The sequence below is a fragment of the Novosphingobium sp. TH158 genome, assembly GCF_002855555.1.
Taxonomy (GTDB): Bacteria; Pseudomonadota; Alphaproteobacteria; order Sphingomonadales; family Sphingomonadaceae; genus Novosphingobium.
In genome coordinates this window covers 2,135,223-2,155,542 of the sequence record NZ_PKRT01000001.1, presented here as the reverse complement: position 1 = coordinate 2,155,542, position 20,320 = coordinate 2,135,223, and the positions used below count along the sequence as shown (strand labels likewise).

The following is a 20,320-nucleotide window of genomic DNA, read 5'->3' as shown; positions in this document are numbered from 1 at the left end:
CTAGAGCGCGCCTCAACTGCCACAAGCGAATACCGGGGCATCTTCGATGGACGACCGTTTCAACACCACCGCCGGCTGGGTCCTGTTCTCCGGCATCATCGCGCTGGGCCTTACCAGCATCAGCGCTCGCCACTTCCAGGGCGACAAGGCCCACCGCCCGGAAAAGATGGGCTACGAGATCGCGGGCGTTGTCTCCAGCGAAGGTGGCGCGTCGAAGGAAGAACCGATCGAAGCGCGCCTTGCCGCTGCCGATCCGGCCAAGGGCGAAGCCGCTTTCGCCAAGTGCAAGTCCTGCCATACGATTGACCAGGGCGGCGCCAACGGCATCGGCCCGAACCTGTTCGCCACCATGGGCAAGGCCGTCGCCGGCCACGCCGGGTTCGCCTATTCCGACGATCTCAAGAAGGTTGGCGGTTCGTGGGACTGGGCCAAGATGGACGCCTGGCTGAAGAGCCCGAAGGCCATGGCCGCCGGCACGAAGATGACCTTCGCCGGCCTGTCCGACGCTGCTGAGCGCGCCAATGTCATCGCTTACCTGAACACCAAGGGTTCGAACCTGCCGCTTCCCGCCGTTCCGGCTCCGGCCGCCGAAGGCGAAGCCAAGGAAGGCGATGCTGCCGCAGCCGATGCCAGCGCAGCACCCTCGGCCGCTCCGGAAGCTGCCGCGAAGAAGTAAGCTTTTTCAAAACACGGAATTCGAAGGGCGGGGTCGGAAGGCTCCGCCCTTTTCGTTTGACGCGAGCAGATTGCCCTGCCCGATAGCTCGGCGCTGGAAGCTTGGTTGGAATAGTTCACGCAGAGGCGCGGAGAAGAAAGTGGAGGCGCAGAGATCGCGCGCTGAGCCGCAGGCTCCCTCTACTCACCGATGCTGCCGCCAAAATCTGAGGGCTGATTGAAAGAGCGGCTTCGCCGCAGGCGCAACATCTCTGCGCCTCTTTTCTTACTCTGCGCCTCTGCGTGAACAATTCAACAGACCCCGAATACACCAGCGCTGCGGGGTAAAGACACCGGGCTGGTCAAGACCGGGTTACTGTTCGGCCCGCCCCTTGAACCCCTGCGCAATCACGTACCACTCCGACGAATCCTTGCGGCTCGCAGGCGGCTTGGCGTGCTTCACGCTGGTAAAATTGCGCTTGAGGATCGTCAGCAGGTCGGCATCGGTGCCGCCGGCAAAGACCTTGGCAACGAAAGCCCCACCGGGGGCCAGCGTATTGATCGCGAAATCGACTGCCGTTTCCACCAGCCCCATCGTGCGCAGGTGGTCGGTCGCCTTGTGGCCCACGGTGTTGGCCGCCATGTCGGACAGGACAAGGTCCGGCGGGCCGTCCAGTGCCGATTCGAGCGCGGCGGGGGCCTCGTCCGCCATGAAGTCCATCTGGAACAGGATCACGCCTTCAATCGGGTCGGTCGGCAGCAGGTCGATCCCGACCACCGCCGCCTTGGGGCAGCGCTGGCGCACCACCTGGCTCCAGCCGCCCGGCGCAACGCCAAGATCGACCACGCGGCGCACGCCCTTGAGCAGCCCGAATCGCTCGTCCAGCTCCGCCAGCTTGTAGGCCGCCCGGCTGCGATAGCCGTCGGACTTCGCCTGCTTCACATAGGGGTCGTTCAGCTGGCGCTGCAGCCACCGCACCGAGCTTTGGGAACGCCCTTTGCCGGTCTTCAGCCGCTCGTTGGGGTTCTTGCCCGACCGGCTCATCGTTCGAGCCGCTGGACAAGGGCACGGGCATGGCCGGGATGGCCACCGGCGGCCATCAGGCTGCGCAGGATGCCTTCGCGGATGCCGCGATCGGCAACACCCAGCCGGTCGGCGGGCCATAGGTCGAAGATCGTCTCGAGAATCGCGCAGCCGGCAACAACCAGGTCTGCCCGCTCGCGCCCGATGCAGGGCAGCGCGCGGCGCTCTTCGGGCGACATGTGGGCCAGCTTCAGGCTGATCTCGCGCATGTCCTGAGCCGGCACGATCAGGCCATCGACCGCGCGGCGATCGTACTGCGGCAGGTCAAGGTGCAGGCTGGCCAGCGTGGTGACCGTGCCGCTGGTGCCCAGCAGGCGCATTTCGCCCAGCGGTTTTTCGCCGCGGATGGAGCCGATGCGCCGGCCGAATTCAGCAAAGCTGTCACCCACCAGCTGGCGCATCCGGGCATAGCGCGCGGCGCGGGCCTCTGCCCCCTGCGCCTCCGGGCCGCAGGTTTCCGAAAGCGAGACGACGCCCCAGGGAACCGAATGCCAGTCAAGGATCTTGGGCACGGTTGGCCCGCTTTCGATCAGCACCAGTTCGGTGGAACCGCCGCCGATATCGAAGATCATCGCCGGCCCTTCGCCCGATTCGAGCAGGATGTGGCAGCCCAGCACCGCCAGCCGCGCTTCTTCCTGCGCGGTGATGACATTGAGGTGGATGCCCGTTTCGCGCTTCACCCGCTCGATGAATTCGGCGCCGTTGCTGGCCCGGCGGCAAGCCTCGGTCGCCACCGAGCGGGCAAGGTGGACATTGCGCTTCTTCAGCTTTTCGGCGCAGATCTTAAGCGCCTCCACGGCGCGGTCCATCGCCTCGTCGGAAAGCCGCCCGGTCTGGGCAAGGCCTTCGCCCAGCCGCACGACACGGCTGAAGGCATCGATTACCACGAAATTGCCACCTGAAGGACGTGCGATCAGCAAGCGGCAGTTGTTGGTGCCAAGATCGATCGCAGCATAAGCCTGGCGCAACCCGCCCTGCCCCTTGCGAAAGGGCATGGCTGGCCAAGCGCCGCCGTCTTCCGGTCGGCCGCCGGTCTTGCGCGTACCAGACTGCGGGCGGGGGCTGCCGGAATGCTCTGCCGGTGTGCCGCCGTGACTATCCGCCTCGCCTGAGCCTGTCTCCTCGCGCCTTGCCGGCGGATATAGGTCCGCCATTGTCAGTTACTCGAACATCGTTTTCCCGCCGGGAGGGCGAGCATCGGGGTTCATGCTAGACCTGCAGGGCCAAAGGGGCAAGCTATCGTTGCAAATGCGCTTGACCCGCCAGACGCGCGGGACTAAGCGCGCGCTTCGCGATTGCCCCGTCGTCTAATGGTAAGACTACGGATTCTGATTCCGTCTATCGAGGTTCGAATCCTCGCGGGGCATCCAACTCTCCTGTCATCAAACCGAAGCATCGCCCTGCCATGGTGCATCCATGGACCAAGAGCAGACCGCTTCGCGTTTCGACTGGATCGGATGGCTTGCCACGATCCCCGGCGTTCCCTCGGACTGGGGCGCCCCCATCCCCCTCTCCACCTTGGACCGGCAAGAGCCGGTTGCCGATGATCCCGACGAGTGGATCGCGCTCAAGGCGGCGTAAGCGCTTCTTCTTTTGACAGTTGCGCCCCGCCGCGCGAAAAGGGGCTAATGACTGAAGAAGACGAAAAGCGGCTGCACAGGCGCCGTTTCTACAAGGCCGAACAGGAAGTTGGCTTCGCCGAATCCCACGTTACCGGCACTCCCCAAACCCTCAGCCCCAGCTACAAGCTGGCCTTCACCGATACCGATTTCCTCCTGCGCGAGGAACTGCGCCCGGTCCGCTTCCAGCTTGAACTGCTGAAGACCGAGATGCTGATGGAAGAGGCGCGGATCGGCTCCACGCTGGTCTGTTACGGTTCTGCCCGCATTCCCGAGGCGGCAGAGGCCGATGCGCTTATCGCCAATGCCCCGCCGGAGCGGCGCACCGTGGCCGAGAGCCTGGCCGCGAAATCGAAGTATTACGAAATCGCCCGCGAGCTGGCGGGAATCGCCAGCCAGGCGGCCATCGTCGAAAAGGGCATGCGCCAGTTCGTCGTCTGCTCGGGCGGCGGCCCCTCGATCATGGAGGCTGCGAATCGCGGCGCAGCAGAGGCCGGGGCGGAGACCATCGGGCTCAACATCGTCCTGCCGCACGAACAGGCACCCAACCTTTACGTCACGCCGCGGCTTGCCTTCCAGTTCCACTACTTCGCGCTGAGGAAGATGCACTTCCTGCTGCGCGCCCGCGCCGTGGCGGTGTTCCCGGGCGGCTATGGCACCTTCGACGAATTCTTCGAGCTGCTCTGCCTGATCCAGACCGGCAAGATGAAGCCGATCCCGATCCTGCTTTACGGCAAGGAATTCTGGAGCCGGGTGGTCAACTTCGAGGCCCTGGCCGAAGAGGGCGTGATCAACCACGAAGACCTGAAGCTGATCTCCTGGGTGGAAACCGCCGAGGAAGGCTGGGACGTGATTCGCAACTTCTACGACCTGGACTGACGTCCGGGCGCGATCAGCGCACTGCCTGATGCCCCAGCGGCCCATGCCCCGTGCCGAAGCCCGGCGCGGCGAGCAGGGCTGCGCGGACAAAGCGGCGCGCCCCTTCCACCGCCTCGACCAGGCCGAGCCCCTGCCCCAGCAGGGTAGCGATGGCGCTGGCAAGCGTGCAGCCGGTACCGTGGGTGTGGCGGGTATCGACGCGCATCCCGCGCCACAGGCGCTGGTCCTCGCCGGGAATGACGAGCCGGTCCTCCACCTCGGGTCCTTCGGCGTCGCCGCCCTTGGCAAGGTAGGCGATGCCTCGCGCCGCCATGCCCGCATCGCCGCCCAGCGCCGCAAGCTCTGGCACGTTGGGCGTGGTCAGCGTGGCCAGCGCCATCAGCCGTTCGAAGGCAGCGATCGTATCGCCATCGGCAAGCGCCGCGCCGCTGGTGGCGATCATCACCGGATCGAAGACCACCGGCACGTTGGCCTGTTCCAGCAGGTCGGCAACGGCATGGGCCACGGCGGGCGAGCCGAGCATGCCGATCTTCACCGCATTGATGCCGATGTCGCAGGCACAGGCCTCTATCTGCGCCACGACCATGTCGGGCGAGAGCACCTCCACGGCGCTGACGCCCTGCGTGTTCTGGGCGGTGATCGCGGTGATCGCGGTCATCGCATAGCCGCCCAGCATGGTGATGGTCTTGATATCCGCCTGGATACCGGCGCCGCCCGAGCTGTCGGAACCGGCAATGGCCAGGATACGCGCAGGCCGGTTCAACCCTTGAATCTCCGCTCCTTCGAAGGCGGGTGCTTTTCATGCCATTCGAGCGCGCGGGTAGGGCGGTCCATCAGTTCGCCGCCGCAGCCGGGGCAAAGGTCATCGAACTTTTCGGCGCAGACCGCGCAATAGGTGCATTCGAAGCTGCAGATGAATGCGCCGGGGCCCTCGGCGGGCAGGTCAACGCCGCAGCGTTCGCAATCGGGGCGCATTTCCAGCATCAGGCCGCCGCCTCCTTCACCGCATCGCAGATGGCATCGACCACCTGTTCGACTTCGCCCGCATCGTCGCCTTCGGCCATGACGCGGATCACCGGTTCAGTGCCCGAAGGACGTATCACCAGTCGCCCGCGCCCGGCAAGCCGGGCTTCGGCCTCGGCGATCACCGCCTGCACCCGGGAATCATCCAGCGGCTTGCCGCCGGCAAAGCGCACGTTCTTCAGCAGCTGCGGCACGGGATCGAACAGGTGGAGCAGCTCGCTGGCCCGCTTGCCCGACTGGACGAGCGCCGCCAGCACCTGCAGCGCGGCCACGGTGCCATCGCCGGTCGTCGCATGATCGAGCAGGATCATGTGCCCCGACTGCTCGCCACCGACATTGTAGCCATCGGCCTTCATCTTTTCGAGCACGTGGCGGTCGCCAACCTTGGTCCGTTCGAGCGTGAGGCCCTGGCCGACAAGGTAGCGCTCCAGCCCGAGGTTCGACATCACCGTTGCGACCACGCCGCCGCCGCGCAACTGCCCGCTGGCGGCCAGCCGCGTGCCGATCAGCGCCATGATCTGGTCGCCATCGACCGTCTGGCCCTTTTCATCGACCACGATCAGCCGGTCGGCATCGCCATCCAGCGCAATGCCGATATCCGCACCGCTGGCGACCACGGTTTCCTTGACGAGGTCGAGGTGGGTGGAGCCAACCTTGTCGTTGATGTTGGTGCCATTGGGATTGACGCCCACGGCGATCACTTCCGCGCCCAGTTCCCAAATCGCCGAAGGGGCCACCTGGTAAGCCGCGCCGTTCGCGCAATCGACCACGATCTTGAGGCCATCGAGCCGCACGTTCTCCGGCACCGACTGCTTGACGGCGTGGATATAGCGGCCGCGGGCATCCTCGATGCGGCGGGCGCGGCCGATATGCGCGGAACCGGCAAGCGGCTGGTCCTCGCCCAGCATGGCCTCGATCGCCAGCTCATCCTCGTCCGAAAGCTTGAACCCGTCCGGCCCGAACAGCTTGATGCCGTTGTCTTCGTAAGGGTTATGGCTGGCCGAGATCATCACCCCGACATCGGCCCGCAGCTCGCGCGTCAACAGCGCGATGGCCGGGGTCGGCAGCGGGCCGGTAAGAACCACGTCCATGCCTACCGAGGTGAAGCCGGCAACCAGCGCATTTTCCAGCATGTAGCCGGAAAGCCGCGTATCCTTGCCGATCACGACGCGGTGCTTGTGGCTGCCGCGCAGGAAGCGCGTTCCTGCCGCCTGCCCCACCTTCATCGCAATCGCCGCGGTCATCACGCCCGCATTGGTGCGCCCGCGGATGCCGTCCGTACCGAAATACCTGCGTCCCATTCCCGACCTGTCCCGAACGAATGTTTTCTGCGTCAATTGCCATGGCGCAAGCGGGCGCTAATGTCACCCCGGCACGATACAGAGGGGTCAGGGATGAAAGTGCAATCGGCAGCTGCGGGTTTCCCGGAAATCAAGGTTCCGGCGGGCCTGACCTTTGCCGGGCTGGTGCTGGGGCTGGTCAGCGGACTGGCCTTCCAGGGCACTGCGGCCATGGAACCGCTGCTGGAATATGGCGGGCTGGCCGGCACGGTCTGGCTGCGGATGCTGCAATTGACCATCCTGCCGCTGGTGGTCGGACTGGTCTATACCGGCATTTCGCAGACGCTTGCGGCGGCCAATGGCGGACGGCTGGCGCGGCGCGCGGTCGGGCTGTTCTTCATCGTGCTGCTGGCTGCCGGAACCATGGCAGCGCTGCTTGTGCCGGCCCTGCTCACGGCTTTCCCGATTCCCGAGCGCGCTGCCGCGGCCCTGCGCGGAACGGCCGCGGCCGCCGGTGAAGTGCCCGGCTTCCGCGAAGTGCTGCTGGCCATGATGCCGGAAAACATCTTCGCCTCGGCCGCCAGCGGGGCGATGCTGCCGATCGTGCTGTTCGTTTCGGTCTTTGCCGTGGCGGCAACCCGCATTGCCGAATCCCCGCGCCGCCAGCTGGCGCTGTTCTTCGAAGGACTGGCGGCGGCGATGATGGTTGTCGTCGGCTGGGTGCTCAGGCTCGCGCCCATCGGCGTTTTCGGCCTTGCCCTGCCTCTGGCCGCAAGCAGCGGATCGGATGCCATCGGCGCCCTGGCCCATTACATCCTGATCGTCAGCGCGGCGGGCCTGGTGGTGCTGCTGGGCGGCATCGTCCTGGCGCTGACGCTGGGCGGGCAGAAGCCGGGAACCTTCTTCCGCGCCATGACGCCGGTCTATGCCGTGGCGCTCTCCACCCAGTCCTCGCTGGCCAGCCTGCCGGCCATGCTTTCCGCCACCCGCCGCATGGGGGTGCGCGAAGCGACCACCGATTTCGTCCTGCCGCTGGCGGTGGCGATCTTTCGCGGCACCAGCCCGGCAATGAACATGGGCGTGGCGATCTATGCCGCCTACCTTACCGGCACGCCGCTTTCGGCCTGGGCATTGGGCGCGGGCGTGCTGGTGGCCTTTCTTGTCTCGCTCAGTTCGGTATCGCTGCCGGGCACGCTCAGCTTCGTCATCTCGGTGGGGCCGATCGCCAATGCCATGGGCGTGCCGATTGCCCCCTTGGCGCTGCTGGTGGCGGTGGAGATGCTGCCCGATATCATGCGCACCCTGGGCAACGTGACGATGGACGTGGCGACGACGGCCACCGTCGACCGGGCGCAGGAAAGGGATTCCTGAAGGGTCCTGCGCGCTGTCCTACAGCCGCGCACCCATGCTATCGGGGTGCTGTTCCTTGACAGCGTGAACCACGGCGGCGCACCGGCTATCGGAAGGCTGGCGGTTCTTTATTTCTTCCGCGTCAACCTGCGTGCTGAACTGGCTGGAAACTCCCGGAATTCCCGGCCGGAAGGCGGTTCGGGCGAGGTTGACACCGTGTCAACCTTGTCAACCTCAAGCCCCGGTCAAAGCGTCTTCTGGTAGATGTTGTACTGCTTGTTGATCCTACTCTCGATGGCATCGGCGATGGCGACCATTCCCTGGTTGTCCTCGAGGATCCAGCCGATCTCGCCACGCTTGCCGTTGTAGCGGGTGACCGAGGCGCGGCGGATGTATTCGATCATCATGAAAGCCAGCTGGCTGGCCATGCGCGAGCTTTGCAGCCGCTTGACCACGCCCATCAGCGGCACGCGCATATCGGCATTGGTCGGCTTCCAGATCCACATGGCCAGCTTCAGCCAGCCGAGCAGGCTGGGCTTGCCGTTCGGGCGGACCACCCGCTTCTGGACCTGGTTGAGATCGGGCAGGGTCATCATGAAGGCCACCGGCTCGCCATCGTATTCGGCAATGCGGATCAGGTCCGGCTTGCAGATCGGCTTCAGCTTCTTCGCGGTATAGGCGATCTCGCTTTCGGTGAAGGGCACGAAGCCCCAGTTGTCCGACCAGGCATCGTTGAGGATGTCGCAGATGATCTTCACCTCGCGCTGGAAGTGGGCGAGATCGACCTCGCGCACCTTGATCCGCTCGTTCTTCTCGCCCGAAGAAACGATCCGCTGGATCAGCGGCGGGAACTCCTTCGCGATGTCCAGGTCATAGGTGTAGAGCTTCTTGGCAAGCGTATAGCCGGCCCCTTCGATCCACGGCTGGTAGCGGGCATTCTGGTGGCCCATCATCACCATCGGCGGATGATCGTGCCCCTGCACAAGCAGGCCCGGCTCTTCCCAGACCGAGAGGTTCATCGGGGCAAGAACCTTGGTCATGCCCTGTTCGCGCAGCCAGGCCTCGGCCCGGGCGATCAGGGCGCTGGCAATATCGGCGTCCTCGGTTTCCAGCGCACCCCAGTTGCCGGTGCCCGGACCCATGCCCTGCTCCACCGACTGCGTCAGCGCCAGTTCATCGTAATGCGCCGATATGCGCCCGACGATCTTCCCGCCGCGGCGGGCAAGGAACAGCTGGACCCGCGCATGTTCGAAAAAGGGGTTCTCGCCCGGAGTGAACTTGCCGATCTCTTCCCCCCGCAACTGCGGGACGTAATTGGGATCGGCAGCGTTTATCCGATAACCGTAATCGACAAAGTCCGCGATGCCGGCCTTGCCGGAAACCGGGGTAATCTCTAGTTCGCCCGATGATCGAGAACTTGCCGCCACGTATCTTGCCTTTGCCGAAGGATTGGAGAACAACCGGAAGCCGGAACTGCGTTTCGACCCGATCGATGTCAAGCCGCACCACGCCACCCCCCGCGCTGGCAGGCCTATAAGCTGGAAAATATGGCATGAATGCGCCGGAGATGACCATCACCAAGATTTCCGCAATTCCCGACGACAAGGAAATGCTGCGCGCCGCTGTAGAGCTGACGCGCGACATTTCCACGGCGCGGCCCGAAATCTACTGGCCGGACATGCTGGTTTCGGCAGCGGTGGGCTATGGTGCCCTTTACGGCGCGATCGCCGCCGTGCTGGGCGGGCAACCCGCCTGGATTGCACTGGCCTTCGGCCTGGTCTCCTCGCTGGCGCTCTACCGGGCGCTGCTGTTCATCCATGAGCTGACCCATATCCACGAAACCGCGCTTCCCGGCTTCCGCTTTGCCTGGAACCTGCTGGTCGGCATGCCCATGCTGACGCCCTCCTTCATGTACGAGGGCGTCCATACCCTGCACCACGCGCGCACCCGCTATGGCACGGTGGACGATCCGGAATACCTGCCGCTGGCCCTGATGAAACCGTGGACCCTGCCGCTCTTCGCCGCGATTGCCGTGCTCCTGCCGATCGGCCTGTTGATCCGCTCCGCCCTGCTGGTGCCGCTGGGCGCGGTCATTCCGCCGCTGCGCCGCCTGGTGTGGGAACGGGTGTCCTCGCTCTCCATCAACCCCGCCTTCCGCCGCCGTGCGCCCGAAGGATCGTTCCGCACCATGGTGTTCTGGCAGGAGCTTGGCGCCAGCCTGTGGGCGCTGTTCCTGCTGTGGAGCGCCTGGGCGTGGGACTGGCGGCCGCTGGCGGTGGCGATGGGCGTGATTTCGCTCACGGCCGTGCTGAACCAGGTGCGCACGCTCGTCGCCCACCTGTGGGCCAATGACGGCGATGCGATGACGGTGACGGGCCAGTACCTCGATTCGGTCAACGTGCCGCCGCCGGGCCTTCTGGCAGAGCTGTGGGCCCCGGTCGGCCTGCGCTATCACGCGCTGCATCACCTGCTGGCTTCGATGCCCTACCACTCATACCCTGAGGCGCACCGCCGCCTTGCCCGCCAGTTCGGCAACGGGACGACCTATGACAAGGCAAACTATCCGGGCCTGCTGCCGCTGGTCGGCAAGCTGGTATCGAGCACGATGGTGAGGCGCTGAGCCGCTATTCCTCGGTCCTGACCAGAACCGTCTCGCCCAGTAGCGCGAAGAGGAAGAAGGGCGACCAGGCGGCGATGAGCGGCGGGTAGCCACCGAAATTGCCGATGGCCAGCGCGGCATTGTCGATCACGAAGTAGAGAAAGCCCAGCGCCATGCCGATCACGCCGCGGATCAGCAACTGGCCCGAACGCGCCAGGCCGAAGGCGGCAACCGAGCCGAGCAGCGGCATGAGCAAGGCCGAAAGCGGACCGGAAATCTTGTGCCACCACTTGCCCTCCAGCTCGCTGGTGCGGCGCCCGGCGGCCTTCAGCGCGCTGATCGAGCGGCCAAGCTCGAATATGTTCTCGGCATCGGGATCGACCTTGCTGATCGCAATCTGCTCCGGCGTCACGCCCTTGGCGAGGATAACGGTACCCAGCGACTTGCTGCGTGCGCCCTGCACGTCGAATTCGACGGCGTTCTCCAGCTTCCAGCCGGGGGCCGCATAGGTGGCACGCGGTGCGCGGATCTGGCCCTGGACGATCGATCCGGCATCGCGGCGATACCAGGTGACGTTGGTCATCTCCATGGCCGGCCCGCGTCCGGAGAGCGAAGCGGCCATCAGGATATTGTCGCCATCGCGCAGGTAGACGTTGGCCCTGGCACCGCCCTGCTTGGGAATCGCGCCATACTCTGCAGCCTGCCAGGCCTTGAGCGTCGCCGTGGCGCGCGTGACGACCCGTTCATTGAAAGCGAAGCTGAGCAGCGCGACGACCAGCGCCGTCAGCAGCATCGGCGCGAGCACCTGGTGCGCCGAAAGCCCGGCAGCCCGCATCGAGATGATCTCGCTGTTCTGGTTGAGCGGCCAGAAGGTGAGCAAGGTCGCCAGCAGCACCGAATAGGGCAGGAACCGCGCGACGAGTTGTGGCACGCGCAGGGTGACATAGGTCCACAGCTGCGCCTCGCCATTGCCCGGCTTGGCAAGGATGGCACCGCTTTCGCCGAGCAGGTCGAGCATCTGCAGCACCAGCACCAGCATGACGAGCACGGCGAGGATGCGGGTGACGAACAGCTTGGCCAGATAAAGCGTCAGCGTGCGGGAGGGGAAGAAATCAGACAGCATTGCCGGCCCCCTCGCCAAGTCCGGTCAGCTTGCGGGCCGCCGGATGCCGCTGGAAGAAGGCCGTAACCCGCTTGCCGAGGCCCTGGGCGAACTTTTCGAGCGCACCGATCGGCTGGCCACCCGGAACATAGGCAATGCGCCAGTACATCCACAGGATCAGCGCGGCAAACAAGGCGAAGGGCCCCCACAGCGCCAGCAAGGGCCCGACATCGCCGCGCGCGGCGGCGGCGGCGCCCGATTCGTTGACCTTGTGATAGGCGACCACCATCACGATCGAGACGAACAGCCCAAGCCCCGAGGTTGAGCGCTTGGGCGGCACGGCCAGCGCCACGGCGAGCAGCGGCATCAGCAGCATCATGACCACTTCGACCATCCGGTAAGAGAAGCTTGCGCGCACCTTGGCGCGATCGACCTCGCCCGCATCCTCGATCCAGCCGATGCGCAGCAGTTCGGGCAGGATATATTCCCGCTCGCCCCCGCCCCGCTCGCGGAAGCGCTGCAACGCCGGCAGCGATATCGGCAGGTCATGCCGGGTGAAGGTCAGCACGCGCGGGCTGCTGCCCGGGGTATCCTGCACGATCTGCCCGTCGGTCAGTCGGAATACGATGGTATCGGGATGATCCTTGAGCGAAAGGAAGCGCCCTTCGCGGGCAGAAACGGTGAGAACCTGCCCCTTGTTGTCCGCCAGTCGCGCGAAGATGCCGATCAGCTGGCGGCCGTCCTCGCGGCTCTGCTCAATGCGCAGCGCCATCTTGTCGCCCAGCGTCGAAAACTCGCCGACCTTGATCGAGGCGCCGAGCGCGCCGGTCTTCAGCTCGAAGTTGATCTGCTCGTAATAATAGCGCGCCAGCGGCTGCAGGTACGAAACGTTGAGAAAGTTCACCAGCGCGAGGGCGAAAGTGATCATGTAGGGAACACGCAGCAGGCGCGTGTAGGACAGGCCGACCGCGCGCATGACATCCAGCTCGCTCGAAATCGCGAGCTTGCGGAAGGCGAGCAGGATGCCGAGCAGCAGCCCCAGCGGAATCGCAAGGCTGGCATATTCGGGCAGCAGGTTGGCCAGCATCTTGAACACGACGCTGACCGGGCCGCCCTGAAGCGCCACGAAATCGAACAGCTTCAGCATCTTGTCGAGGATCAGCAGCGAGGCGGCGATAAGGAACACGCCGCACATCGGCATCAGCACGAGGCGGAAGATGTAGCGGTCAATGGCGGGAAAGGATCTGAACAAAGTCCCGGGCCGGCTTGAGTTTGCAACTGCGAGCGAATGCCTAGGTGATGCCGGGTGCGCTGGCAAGCCGCGAGGGGAGCCGGTCAGGCCTTCTCAAGCGTGCACTGCAAGGGGTGCTGGTTCTGCCGGGCAAAGTCCATCACCTGGTTCACCTTGGTTTCGGCGATCTCGTAAGGGAAGATACCGCAGACGCCGACGCCTTTCTGGTGGACGTGCAGCATCACCCGCGTCGCCTGATCCATATCCATATGGAAGAAGCGCTTGAGCACGATCACCACGAATTCCATCGGGGTGTAATCGTCGTTCAGCATCAGCACCTTGAACTGGCTGGGCTTCTTGGGCTTGGCCCTGGTGCGCGTAGCCAAGCCGACCTGTGCGCCGCCACCGGTGCCCTGGCCCGAATCGTCTTCCTCCTCGGCGCGGACAGGCGGCATGGTCGAATGGCAGGCTAACCGGATCATCGCTTCAGGATACCGTAACTGGGGGTAAGGGGGCAAGATAGAGACTCGCTCGCAAAGGCGAACGGGCCGGACAGCGCGATTGCTGTCCGGCCCGTCTGTCATCCGGCGCGGGGAGAGGAGAGGTCGCGCCAGGCCTTTGAACCCGCTGTCAGGCGGCCTTCGAGAACTTCTCGACGGCGAGGCTTACGCGGGTGGAAAGCGGTGCGAAGGCGTCGTTGGCAAGCTTGAACAGCGCTTCGGTGTTCTTCGAGCTGGCAGCAACGGCGGCATCGAAATTGCGGCGCGCGAGTTCCGACTGGAACTTGAAGAAATCGGCGGGCGACTTGATTGCGGCCATTTCCTTGACGTCGGCGGTCAGCGTTTCGAACGCGCCCTTGCCTTCGGCGACCAGCTCGCCGCCAAGCGCCTTGGCGCCTTCAGCGAAGATCTTGCCCGATTCGACGAGGGCTTCGACATTGCCCTTGGCGAATTCGGTGGCTTCGCCGGCAGCGGCGGTGCCCTTTTCGTAAGCCGCCTTGGCCTTTTCCTGGACGTCGGCGAAGGCAGTGGAGAACGCGGCAGTGAAGTCCGTGTTGGTGGTCTTGGCCATGATCTTTTCCTTGAGCGCGGAGAGGGTGGGCTTGCCGCTCTTCGCGGCCGTCTTCTTGGCCGGCGCCTTGCGGGCGGCCGGCTTGGTGAGTGTTTTCTGCTCCGCAACGTCCTTGGCGGGCTTCAGCGCGGGGAGGACGACAGGCGCATCGGAGGCTGCTTCGGCATAGGCCTTTTCAGCGGAATCGAGCGGTTGCGTGTCCTGTACCTCGGCCATGAGCTTGCCTCCGGAGGAGCGGGTGAAACCAATTGCTGCACTGCACAATAAGCATTGCCGCGTGTAAGTCAAGGAAATTTTGTGCAGTGCAGCAGAGCTCATTCGCGCTTGCGGCAAAGAACTCAAGGCATACGGACGTAGCGCCCCGGTGCATCCTCGATCGCGCAATCGCCCTTGCCGCCCGGCACCCGCTTGCCCCCGGCCGGCACGCGGGCGGCGTCCTGCGCCTCGATCCAGCCGAGCCAGTAGCCCCACCACGAGCCGGGATGCTCCTGCGCCCCCGCGACGAAGTCGGCGAGCGAATCGCCCGGTTCCGGGTTGGTCCAGTACTGGTACTTGCCCGCCGCCGGCGGGTTGACGACCCCGGCGATGTGCCCCGATCCGGCCAGCATGAAGGTCCAGGGCCCGCGCAGGTGGCGGGTGATCTTCCAGACGCTTTCGGGCGGCGCAATATGGTCTTCGCGACCGGCCTGGATGAAGCAGGGCACGGTGATGCGCGTCAGGTCGATCGGCGTGCCATCGCCGCTCAGCGCATCGGGCACGACCAGCTTGTTGTCGCGATAGAGATCGCACAGGTAGGCGTTGTGCCACTTTGCCGGCAGGTTCGTGGTGTCACCGTTCCAGTAGAGCAGGTCGAAGGCCGGGTAATCCTTGCCCAGCAGGTAATTGTCGATCACGTAGTTCCAGATCAGGTCGGAACTGCGCAGCATGTTGAACGTGGCCGCCATGATCCGCCCGTCGAGATACCCTTCGCTGCCCAGCGCCTTGAGCGCGGCAAGTTGCTGGTCATCGATGAAGTTGCGAAGCTCGCCCGCCTCTTCGAAGTCGACCTGCGCGGTGAAGAAGGTGGCGCTCTTGACCTTGTCGCCCTCGCCGCGTCGGCACAGGACGGCCAGCGTCGCGGCAAGGGTTGTCCCGGCCACGCAATAGCCGATGGCATGGACCGCCGGCACGCCAAGCCGCTCGCGCACATGGTCGATCGCCTCGATCTGCGCGCGGATGTAATCGTCCCAGACCACCTCAGCCATCGAGGCATCGGCCGACTTCCACGAAACCATGAACACGGTGATACCCTGCTCGACAGCCCAGCGGACGAAGCTTTTCGCCGGGTTGAGGTCCAGGATGTAGAACCGGTTGATCCACGGCGGGAAGATCACCAGCGGCACTTCCAGCACGCTTTCGGTGGTCGGCGAATACTGGATCAGCTGGAACAGCGGTGTTTCGTGGACCACCTTGCCCGGGGTCATGGCAATGTTGCGCCCCAGTTCGAAAGCCGTGGGGTCGGTATGGGTGAGCTGCCCCTTCTTCAGGTCGGTCAGCAGGTGCTCCATCCCCTTGACCAGGTTCTCGCCCTTGGTCTCGATGGTCTTTTCCAGCACCACCGGATTGGTCAGCGGGAAGTTCGCGGGGCTGAGCGCCTCGGTCAGCGTGCGGGTGGCGAAGCGCAGCTGTTCCTTGCGGTCGGGATCGAGACCCTCCGCCTTGTCCGCCAGCTGGGCGAGCTGTTCCGAAAACAGCAGGTAGGCCTGGTGGACCAGCGCGAAGACGGGCTGCTCGCGCCAGCGCGGATCGGCAAAGCGGCGGTCCTTGCGCGGCAGGTCCGGCCCGCCATCGCCCTGGGGCTGCTCGCCGGTGAACTGGCCCAGCACACCCTGCCATAGCTTCACGCCGTCCGCCCACATCCGTGCCTGGGTTTCGGCGTCGGCGAAGGGCATCTGCCGATACCAGCCCTCGACAAGCTCAAGCCAGGCGGAGGGATCGGTCAGCTGTCGCGGCGCGGCGGCAAGCGCGGCATCGGGCTGGAAATCGAGCATAAGCGCCTGCAACCGCTGCATGGCATCGGCCCACTGGGCGAACTCGGACGGATCGGGGGTGGCAAGCGGTGCTGCGGCCTGCGTGGCAAAGCCGGCGAACTGGTCGAGCATCGCCTGGGTTGCCTGCTGCTGGATGCGGAACATCTCGGTGAAGGGATCCGCGCTGCCGGTCTTTTCGTCCTTGCCCGCCATCGTCCGCACCCTTTCCCGGTCCATGCTGCGCTGCACAAAATTACGCCAGCCCGCGGCAGACCGCAATCCCGCATTTGCCAATCGCGCGATAATGCCGCAAAGCGCATTTGCGGCAATCCCGCCGCGGCCAACCGGATTCAATCGAGGTCATGGAAGAAGAGTTCTACCGCATCAAGCGCCTGCCGCCCTATGTCATCGCCGAAGTGAATGACATGCGAGCAGCCGCCCGTGCGGCAGGCCGCGACATCATCGACCTTGGCATGGGCAATCCCGACCTGCCCCCTCCGCAACACATCATCGACAAGCTGTGCGAGGTTGCGCAAAAGCCTTCGGCCCATGGCTATTCGGCCTCTTCGGGCATCCCCGGCGTGCGCAAGGCTCAGGCCAACTATTATGCCCGCCGCTTCGGCGTCGAGCTCGATCCGGCGACCGAAGTCGTCATGACCATGGGGTCGAAGGAAGGCCTGGCCTCGCTTGCCACGGCGATCACCGCCCCCGGCGACGTGGTGCTGGCACCCAATCCCAGCTACCCGATCCACACCTTCGGCTTCATCATTGCCGGCGCGACGATCCGTTCCGTGCCGACCACGCCGGACGAACGTTATTGGGAATCGCTTGAGCGCGCGATGGCCTTCACGGTTCCGCGCCCCTCGGTGCTGATCGTCAACTATCCCGGCAACCCCACTGCCGAAACGGTGGACCTGGCCTTTTACGAACGGCTGGTGGCCTGGGCCAAGGAGAACAAGGTCTGGATCCTTTCCGACCTTGCCTATTCCGAACTCTATTACGACGGCCAGCCGACGCCTTCGATCCTGCAGGTGCCGGGCGCCAAGGACGTGGCGGTGGAATTCACCTCCATGTCCAAGACTTTCTCCATGGCCGGTTGGCGCGTGGGCTTTGCTGTGGGCAACCCGCGCCTCATCGCCGCGCTGAAGCGGGTGAAGAGCTACCTTGATTATGGCGCCTTCACCCCGATCCAGGCCGCAACCTGCGCGGCCCTGAACGGGCCGCAGGACATCGTCGAGATGAACCGCGCGCTTTACCAGAAGCGCCGCGACGTGATGGTGGAGGCTTTCGGGCGCGCCGGGTGGGAAATCCCGAGCCCCAAGGCCTCGATGTTCGCCTGGGCGCCGTTGCCCCCCGCCCTGAAGCACATGGGCAGCCTGGAATTCTCCAAGCAGCTGCTCACCCATGCCGAAGTCGCTGTCGCTCCGGGCGTCGGCTATGGTGAGGAGGGCGAGGGCTTCGTCCGCATCGCCATGGTCGAGAATGAACAACGGCTCCGGCAGGCGGCGCGCAACATCAAGCGGTATTTGTCCACAATGGGTGTGAATACCACCGCCGCCTGAATGGCGCGGCTTGGTTAATTGCGTTAGGTATTTCCCCCGGTCGCAGATCAAGCTGCAGGGGGATTCCGGATGCGATCGGATCCTGCTTGTCCAGATTGCGAAGCTTTGGGAACCGCCGGTTTCGGCGGGCGTTGCCGTGTACCGGTTTCACTGGCCCGAAGCTGAGCCGCCCCCCGCCGCTTGGGACCTGCGGCGCAAGGGATGGCAGCTCATCCTGCATGGCGAGAGCCTGCCGGCGTCATGCCTGACCCTGCTGGCGCAACCGGCCCTTGCCGACGCAATCGAGCGGGCCGGGCGACGGGCTGCCACGATCCTGCTGGGCATCGAATCCAGCGCAGCGCGGGCCCAATGGCTGGCCATGGGCTTTGGTGATGCACTTCCGCGCCAGCTCTCGCTTGACGAGCTGGACCTGCGCGCCCGCCGCCTGCACCACGCACTCGACTACGAACCGAGGCGGCGATGCCACGGCGCGCTCGAGCTCGACCTGCTCATGCGCGACGGTACGGTTAACGGGCGGCGCATCGGCCTGCACCCGCGCGAGTTTTCCCTGCTCTGGCGCCTGGCGCAAACCCCGGGACGCGGGGTGCCGCCCGACGACCTGCTGGCAGAAGTATGGCGGATGAGCTTCAAGCCGGAAACGAACAGCCTTGCCGTCCATGTCTGCCGCCTGCGCGCCAAACTGGCCTCGGCCGGGCTGGGCGGGATCGTGACGACAACACCGGATGGCGGCTATGCGCTGTCACCGGTCCGCGGCGGGCCAGACCCGTTGCAGCGCAGGCTTGCCATGGAGGAGGAAGCCCGGCACCCAAGCAGCGACCTGCCAGCCCGGAAAGCCCGCCATGAAGCATGAAATGCCCGCCACCGACCGCATCGGTTTTTCCCTTGAGCAGGGCGTCGGTCACCTGCGCCTGACGCGCGCCGACAAGCTCAATGCACTCGATCCCGAAATGATCGATGCCCTGCTCGCTGCGGGCGAAGCCCTGCACGGGATGCCGGGGCTGCGATGCCTGGTCGTTTCCGGGGAGGGGCGCGGCTTCTGCGCGGGGCTGGACCTTGCCTCCATGGCGGCGGGCCTTGCCACGGCGGGGGACCTTCCTGCGCGCACCCACGGCAATGCCAACCGCTTTCAGCAAATGGCCATGCAATTCCGCAAGCTGCCCGTGCCGGTGATCGCGGCAATCCACGGCGTATGCCTTGGCGGTGGGCTGCAGATCGCGGCGGGTGCAGACATCCGCGTGACCGCACCCGATGCCCGCTTCTGCGTGATGGAATTGAAGTGGGGCATCGTGCCGGACATGGGCCATTTCGCCTTGTGGCGCGGCCTTGTCCGCCCCGACCTGCTGCGCGAGCTGACCTACACGCACCGCGAGTTCTCGGGCACCGAAGCGGCGGAAACCGGCTTTGCCACCCATTGCGATGCCGATCCGCTGGCGAGAGCCGTGGCGATTGCCAGCGAAATTGCCGGCCGCAGCCCCCATGCGATCCGCGCCGCCAAGGCCCTGTTTGCGCGCAGTGACGATGCCACGACCGACGAGATCCTGATGGCCGAGGCGATCGAGCAGCAACGCCTGATCGGTTCGCGCAACCAGATGGAAGCCGTGGCCAGCCAAATGGCCGGCCGCACCGCCGATTTTACCGACCCCTAGGCGTTTCGCTCTGCCCGCAGCGCTTCGACCCTCAACCGCACCTGCTCGTTAAGGTGGCGGCACAGCATCTCGTGGTCCTGGAAGTGGATCACGTCCAGCACGCCTGCCCCCAGGCCGCCCTGTCCCGCCTCGATCACGCCGCGATCCTCGGCATGGACATCGCGCACCGATGCGACCGAGAATTCGCGGGCAAAGCGGGTGGAGGCATCGGTCGCGCGATTGGGCCAGTAGAATCGGATCACCCCGCGCGTGCGATTGACGCTGATCGGATAGACGGTGTGCGTGAACATGTGGCTTGCCAGCCCCAGCACGAACATGGCCGGGAACAGCTTGAAATCGGTCTTGCGCGGCGGGAAGCCATCGCGCCCGGCCGCCTTCAGCCCGCGTTCCATCGCCATGCGCAGAGTAGGCGGCAGTTGGGGCGGGGAGGGATTGCGCCACAGCGTCTGGCCACGATGCGGGCCTGAAAAGCCGTAATGCGTCGGATAGGCGAGCGGGTTTTCCGGCCCCGCAGCCGCCGCCCCGGTATTGGGGTGGATGAAGCGCAGATGGTAGTTTTCCTGGAAGTTGTCGACGTAGATCTTCCAGTTGGCGTCGATCTCGAAGGTGTACTCGTCGAACTCAACCGTCCGCGAAAGCGGCAGAAGCTCCAGCTCGTCGGCAATATCGCCCAGGAATTCCCGCAGGCTTTGGTCCGGCTGCTTCGCGAAGTTGACGAACAGCAGGCCGGCGCAGGCTTCGAGATGGACCTGCTTCAGTCCGCAGGCCGACTTTTCCAGACCGAAGCGTTCGAAGTCGGGCGCTGAAAGCAAGGCGCCGTCGGCGCCGAAAGTCCACATGTGATAGCGGCAGGAAAAGGTTGAGCGCTTGCCCTGCGCCTCCTGCGTCAGCTGGGTGCCGCGATGGGTGCAGACATTGTGAAAGGCACGGATAGCGCCATCCTTGCCCCGGACAATCAGGAGAGAGGCGCGGGCATATTCCAGTTCGCGACGGATGAAGCAGCCCGGCTCCGGCACCTCGCAGGCATGGCCGACGTGAATCCACGATCGCCTGAACACGGCCTCGCGTTCATCCTCGAACCACGCAGGATCGTGATATGGCCCAGCGTCGACCGGACCGGAGCCCAACCGTTTTGCCGCCTCCTCGGGCAAGAGCATTTCAAGCGCCGGACGATCAGCCATGGCTCTCCTCGATGAGCAAAGCTGCCACAG

20 protein-coding genes and 1 tRNA gene are annotated in these 20,320 nt (G+C 65.1%); 9 read left to right on the top strand and 12 right to left on the bottom strand.

Annotation, left to right across the window (positions count from 1 at the left end; translation table 11 throughout):
- Window positions 1–46 precede the first annotated feature (46 nt).
- Window positions 47–676 (top strand): cytochrome c family protein, encoded by a 630-nt coding sequence (locus tag C0V78_RS10680; protein ID WP_101797698.1) that lies wholly within the window; start codon window positions 47–49, stop codon window positions 674–676.
- A 351-nt stretch (window positions 677–1,027) separates the two neighbouring features.
- Here the strand turns inward: C0V78_RS10680 and C0V78_RS10675 are convergent, their stop codons facing one another.
- Window positions 1,028–1,699, bottom strand: coding sequence for an RlmE family RNA methyltransferase (locus C0V78_RS10675; protein WP_101797697.1), 672 nt, complete (start codon window positions 1,697–1,699; stop codon window positions 1,028–1,030).
- Window positions 1,696–2,892: a Ppx/GppA phosphatase family protein gene (locus C0V78_RS10670; RefSeq protein ID WP_101797696.1), complete on the bottom strand. Its 1,197-nt coding sequence runs from the start codon at window positions 2,890–2,892 to the stop codon at window positions 1,696–1,698. The genes C0V78_RS10675 and C0V78_RS10670 overlap by 4 nt, the downstream gene beginning before the upstream one ends.
- 142 nt (window positions 2,893–3,034) lie before the next feature.
- On the opposite strand from C0V78_RS10670, the gene C0V78_RS10665 reads away from it, so the two are divergent.
- The 3 genes from C0V78_RS10665 (at window position 3,035) to C0V78_RS10660 (ending at window position 4,236) form a co-directional block, all read left to right on the top strand.
- Window positions 3,035–3,108: transfer RNA gene (locus C0V78_RS10665), tRNA-Gln, on the top strand.
- A gap of 46 nt (window positions 3,109–3,154) precedes the next feature.
- Complete coding sequence (locus C0V78_RS14945) at window positions 3,155–3,319, top strand: hypothetical protein (protein ID WP_158241535.1); 165 nt, start codon at window positions 3,155–3,157, stop codon at window positions 3,317–3,319.
- A 47-nt stretch (window positions 3,320–3,366) separates the two neighbouring features.
- Window positions 3,367–4,236: a TIGR00730 family Rossman fold protein gene (locus C0V78_RS10660; protein WP_101797695.1), complete on the top strand. Its 870-nt coding sequence runs from the start codon at window positions 3,367–3,369 to the stop codon at window positions 4,234–4,236.
- A gap of 13 nt (window positions 4,237–4,249) precedes the next feature.
- On the opposite strand, the gene thiD is transcribed toward C0V78_RS10660, so the two are convergent.
- Genes thiD through glmM form a run of 3 tightly spaced genes read right to left on the bottom strand, consistent with a single transcriptional unit; the run spans window position 4,250 to window position 6,560 of the window.
- Window positions 4,250–4,999: a bifunctional hydroxymethylpyrimidine kinase/phosphomethylpyrimidine kinase gene (gene thiD / locus C0V78_RS10655; protein WP_101797694.1), complete on the bottom strand. Its 750-nt coding sequence runs from the start codon at window positions 4,997–4,999 to the stop codon at window positions 4,250–4,252.
- Entirely contained in the window at window positions 4,996–5,220 is a 225-nt protein-coding gene (locus C0V78_RS10650; protein ID WP_101797693.1) for a DUF1272 domain-containing protein, read from the bottom strand. Before C0V78_RS10650 ends, thiD begins: the two co-directional genes overlap by 4 nt.
- On the bottom strand, window positions 5,220–6,560 hold the full coding sequence (gene glmM, locus C0V78_RS10645) for a phosphoglucosamine mutase (RefSeq protein ID WP_101797692.1): 1,341 nt from the start codon (window positions 6,558–6,560) through the stop codon (window positions 5,220–5,222). The genes C0V78_RS10650 and glmM overlap by 1 nt, the downstream gene beginning before the upstream one ends.
- Before the next feature lie 93 nt (window positions 6,561–6,653).
- On the opposite strand from glmM, the gene C0V78_RS10640 reads away from it, so the two are divergent.
- Window positions 6,654–7,910: a dicarboxylate/amino acid:cation symporter gene (locus C0V78_RS10640; RefSeq protein ID WP_101797691.1), complete on the top strand. Its 1,257-nt coding sequence runs from the start codon at window positions 6,654–6,656 to the stop codon at window positions 7,908–7,910.
- Window positions 7,911–8,134: 224 nt separating this feature from the next.
- Here the strand turns inward: C0V78_RS10640 and C0V78_RS10635 are convergent, their stop codons facing one another.
- Window positions 8,135–9,316: an N-acetyltransferase gene (locus tag C0V78_RS10635; protein WP_101797690.1), complete on the bottom strand. Its 1,182-nt coding sequence runs from the start codon at window positions 9,314–9,316 to the stop codon at window positions 8,135–8,137.
- 140 nt (window positions 9,317–9,456) lie between these two features.
- Here C0V78_RS10635 and C0V78_RS10630 point away from each other — a divergent pair, with 140 nt between their 5' ends.
- Window positions 9,457–10,509 (top strand): fatty acid desaturase, encoded by a 1,053-nt coding sequence (locus C0V78_RS10630; RefSeq protein ID WP_101798318.1) that lies wholly within the window; start codon window positions 9,457–9,459, stop codon window positions 10,507–10,509.
- A gap of 4 nt (window positions 10,510–10,513) precedes the next feature.
- On the opposite strand, the gene lptG is transcribed toward C0V78_RS10630, so the two are convergent.
- The 5 genes from lptG to C0V78_RS10605 form a co-directional block, all read right to left on the bottom strand.
- Window positions 10,514–11,611, bottom strand: coding sequence for an LPS export ABC transporter permease LptG (lptG, locus tag C0V78_RS10625; protein WP_101797689.1), 1,098 nt, complete (start codon window positions 11,609–11,611; stop codon window positions 10,514–10,516).
- Entirely contained in the window at window positions 11,601–12,842 is a 1,242-nt protein-coding gene (locus tag C0V78_RS10620; protein ID WP_256385670.1) for an LptF/LptG family permease, read from the bottom strand. The genes lptG and C0V78_RS10620 overlap by 11 nt, the downstream gene beginning before the upstream one ends.
- 83 nt (window positions 12,843–12,925) lie before the next feature.
- The gene (clpS, locus tag C0V78_RS10615; RefSeq protein WP_144039914.1) at window positions 12,926–13,276 is read right to left on the bottom strand and encodes an ATP-dependent Clp protease adapter ClpS; all 351 of its coding nucleotides are present in this window, start codon (window positions 13,274–13,276) and stop codon (window positions 12,926–12,928) included.
- Between the two features lie 175 nt (window positions 13,277–13,451).
- Window positions 13,452–14,108 (bottom strand): phasin family protein, encoded by a 657-nt coding sequence (locus C0V78_RS10610; protein WP_101797687.1) that lies wholly within the window; start codon window positions 14,106–14,108, stop codon window positions 13,452–13,454.
- A gap of 122 nt (window positions 14,109–14,230) precedes the next feature.
- Complete coding sequence (locus tag C0V78_RS10605) at window positions 14,231–16,138, bottom strand: alpha/beta hydrolase (RefSeq protein ID WP_101798316.1); 1,908 nt, start codon at window positions 16,136–16,138, stop codon at window positions 14,231–14,233.
- 125 nt (window positions 16,139–16,263) lie between these two features.
- Here C0V78_RS10605 and C0V78_RS10600 point away from each other — a divergent pair, with 125 nt between their 5' ends.
- The 3 genes from C0V78_RS10600 (at window position 16,264) to C0V78_RS10590 (ending at window position 19,109) form a co-directional block, all read left to right on the top strand.
- Complete coding sequence (locus tag C0V78_RS10600; RefSeq protein ID WP_101797686.1) at window positions 16,264–17,463, top strand: LL-diaminopimelate aminotransferase; 1,200 nt, start codon at window positions 16,264–16,266, stop codon at window positions 17,461–17,463.
- Window positions 17,464–17,599: 136 nt separating this feature from the next.
- Window positions 17,600–18,313 (top strand): winged helix-turn-helix domain-containing protein, encoded by a 714-nt coding sequence (locus C0V78_RS10595; protein WP_144039879.1) that lies wholly within the window; start codon window positions 17,600–17,602, stop codon window positions 18,311–18,313.
- Window positions 18,303–19,109 (top strand): crotonase/enoyl-CoA hydratase family protein, encoded by an 807-nt coding sequence (locus C0V78_RS10590; RefSeq protein WP_101797684.1) that lies wholly within the window; start codon window positions 18,303–18,305, stop codon window positions 19,107–19,109. Before C0V78_RS10595 ends, C0V78_RS10590 begins: the two co-directional genes overlap by 11 nt.
- On the opposite strand, the gene C0V78_RS10585 is transcribed toward C0V78_RS10590, so the two are convergent.
- The gene (locus tag C0V78_RS10585; protein ID WP_101797683.1) at window positions 19,106–20,290 is read right to left on the bottom strand and encodes an aromatic ring-hydroxylating dioxygenase subunit alpha; all 1,185 of its coding nucleotides are present in this window, start codon (window positions 20,288–20,290) and stop codon (window positions 19,106–19,108) included. The genes C0V78_RS10590 and C0V78_RS10585 overlap by 4 nt on opposite strands.
- Window positions 20,291–20,320: the final 30 nt, after the last annotated feature.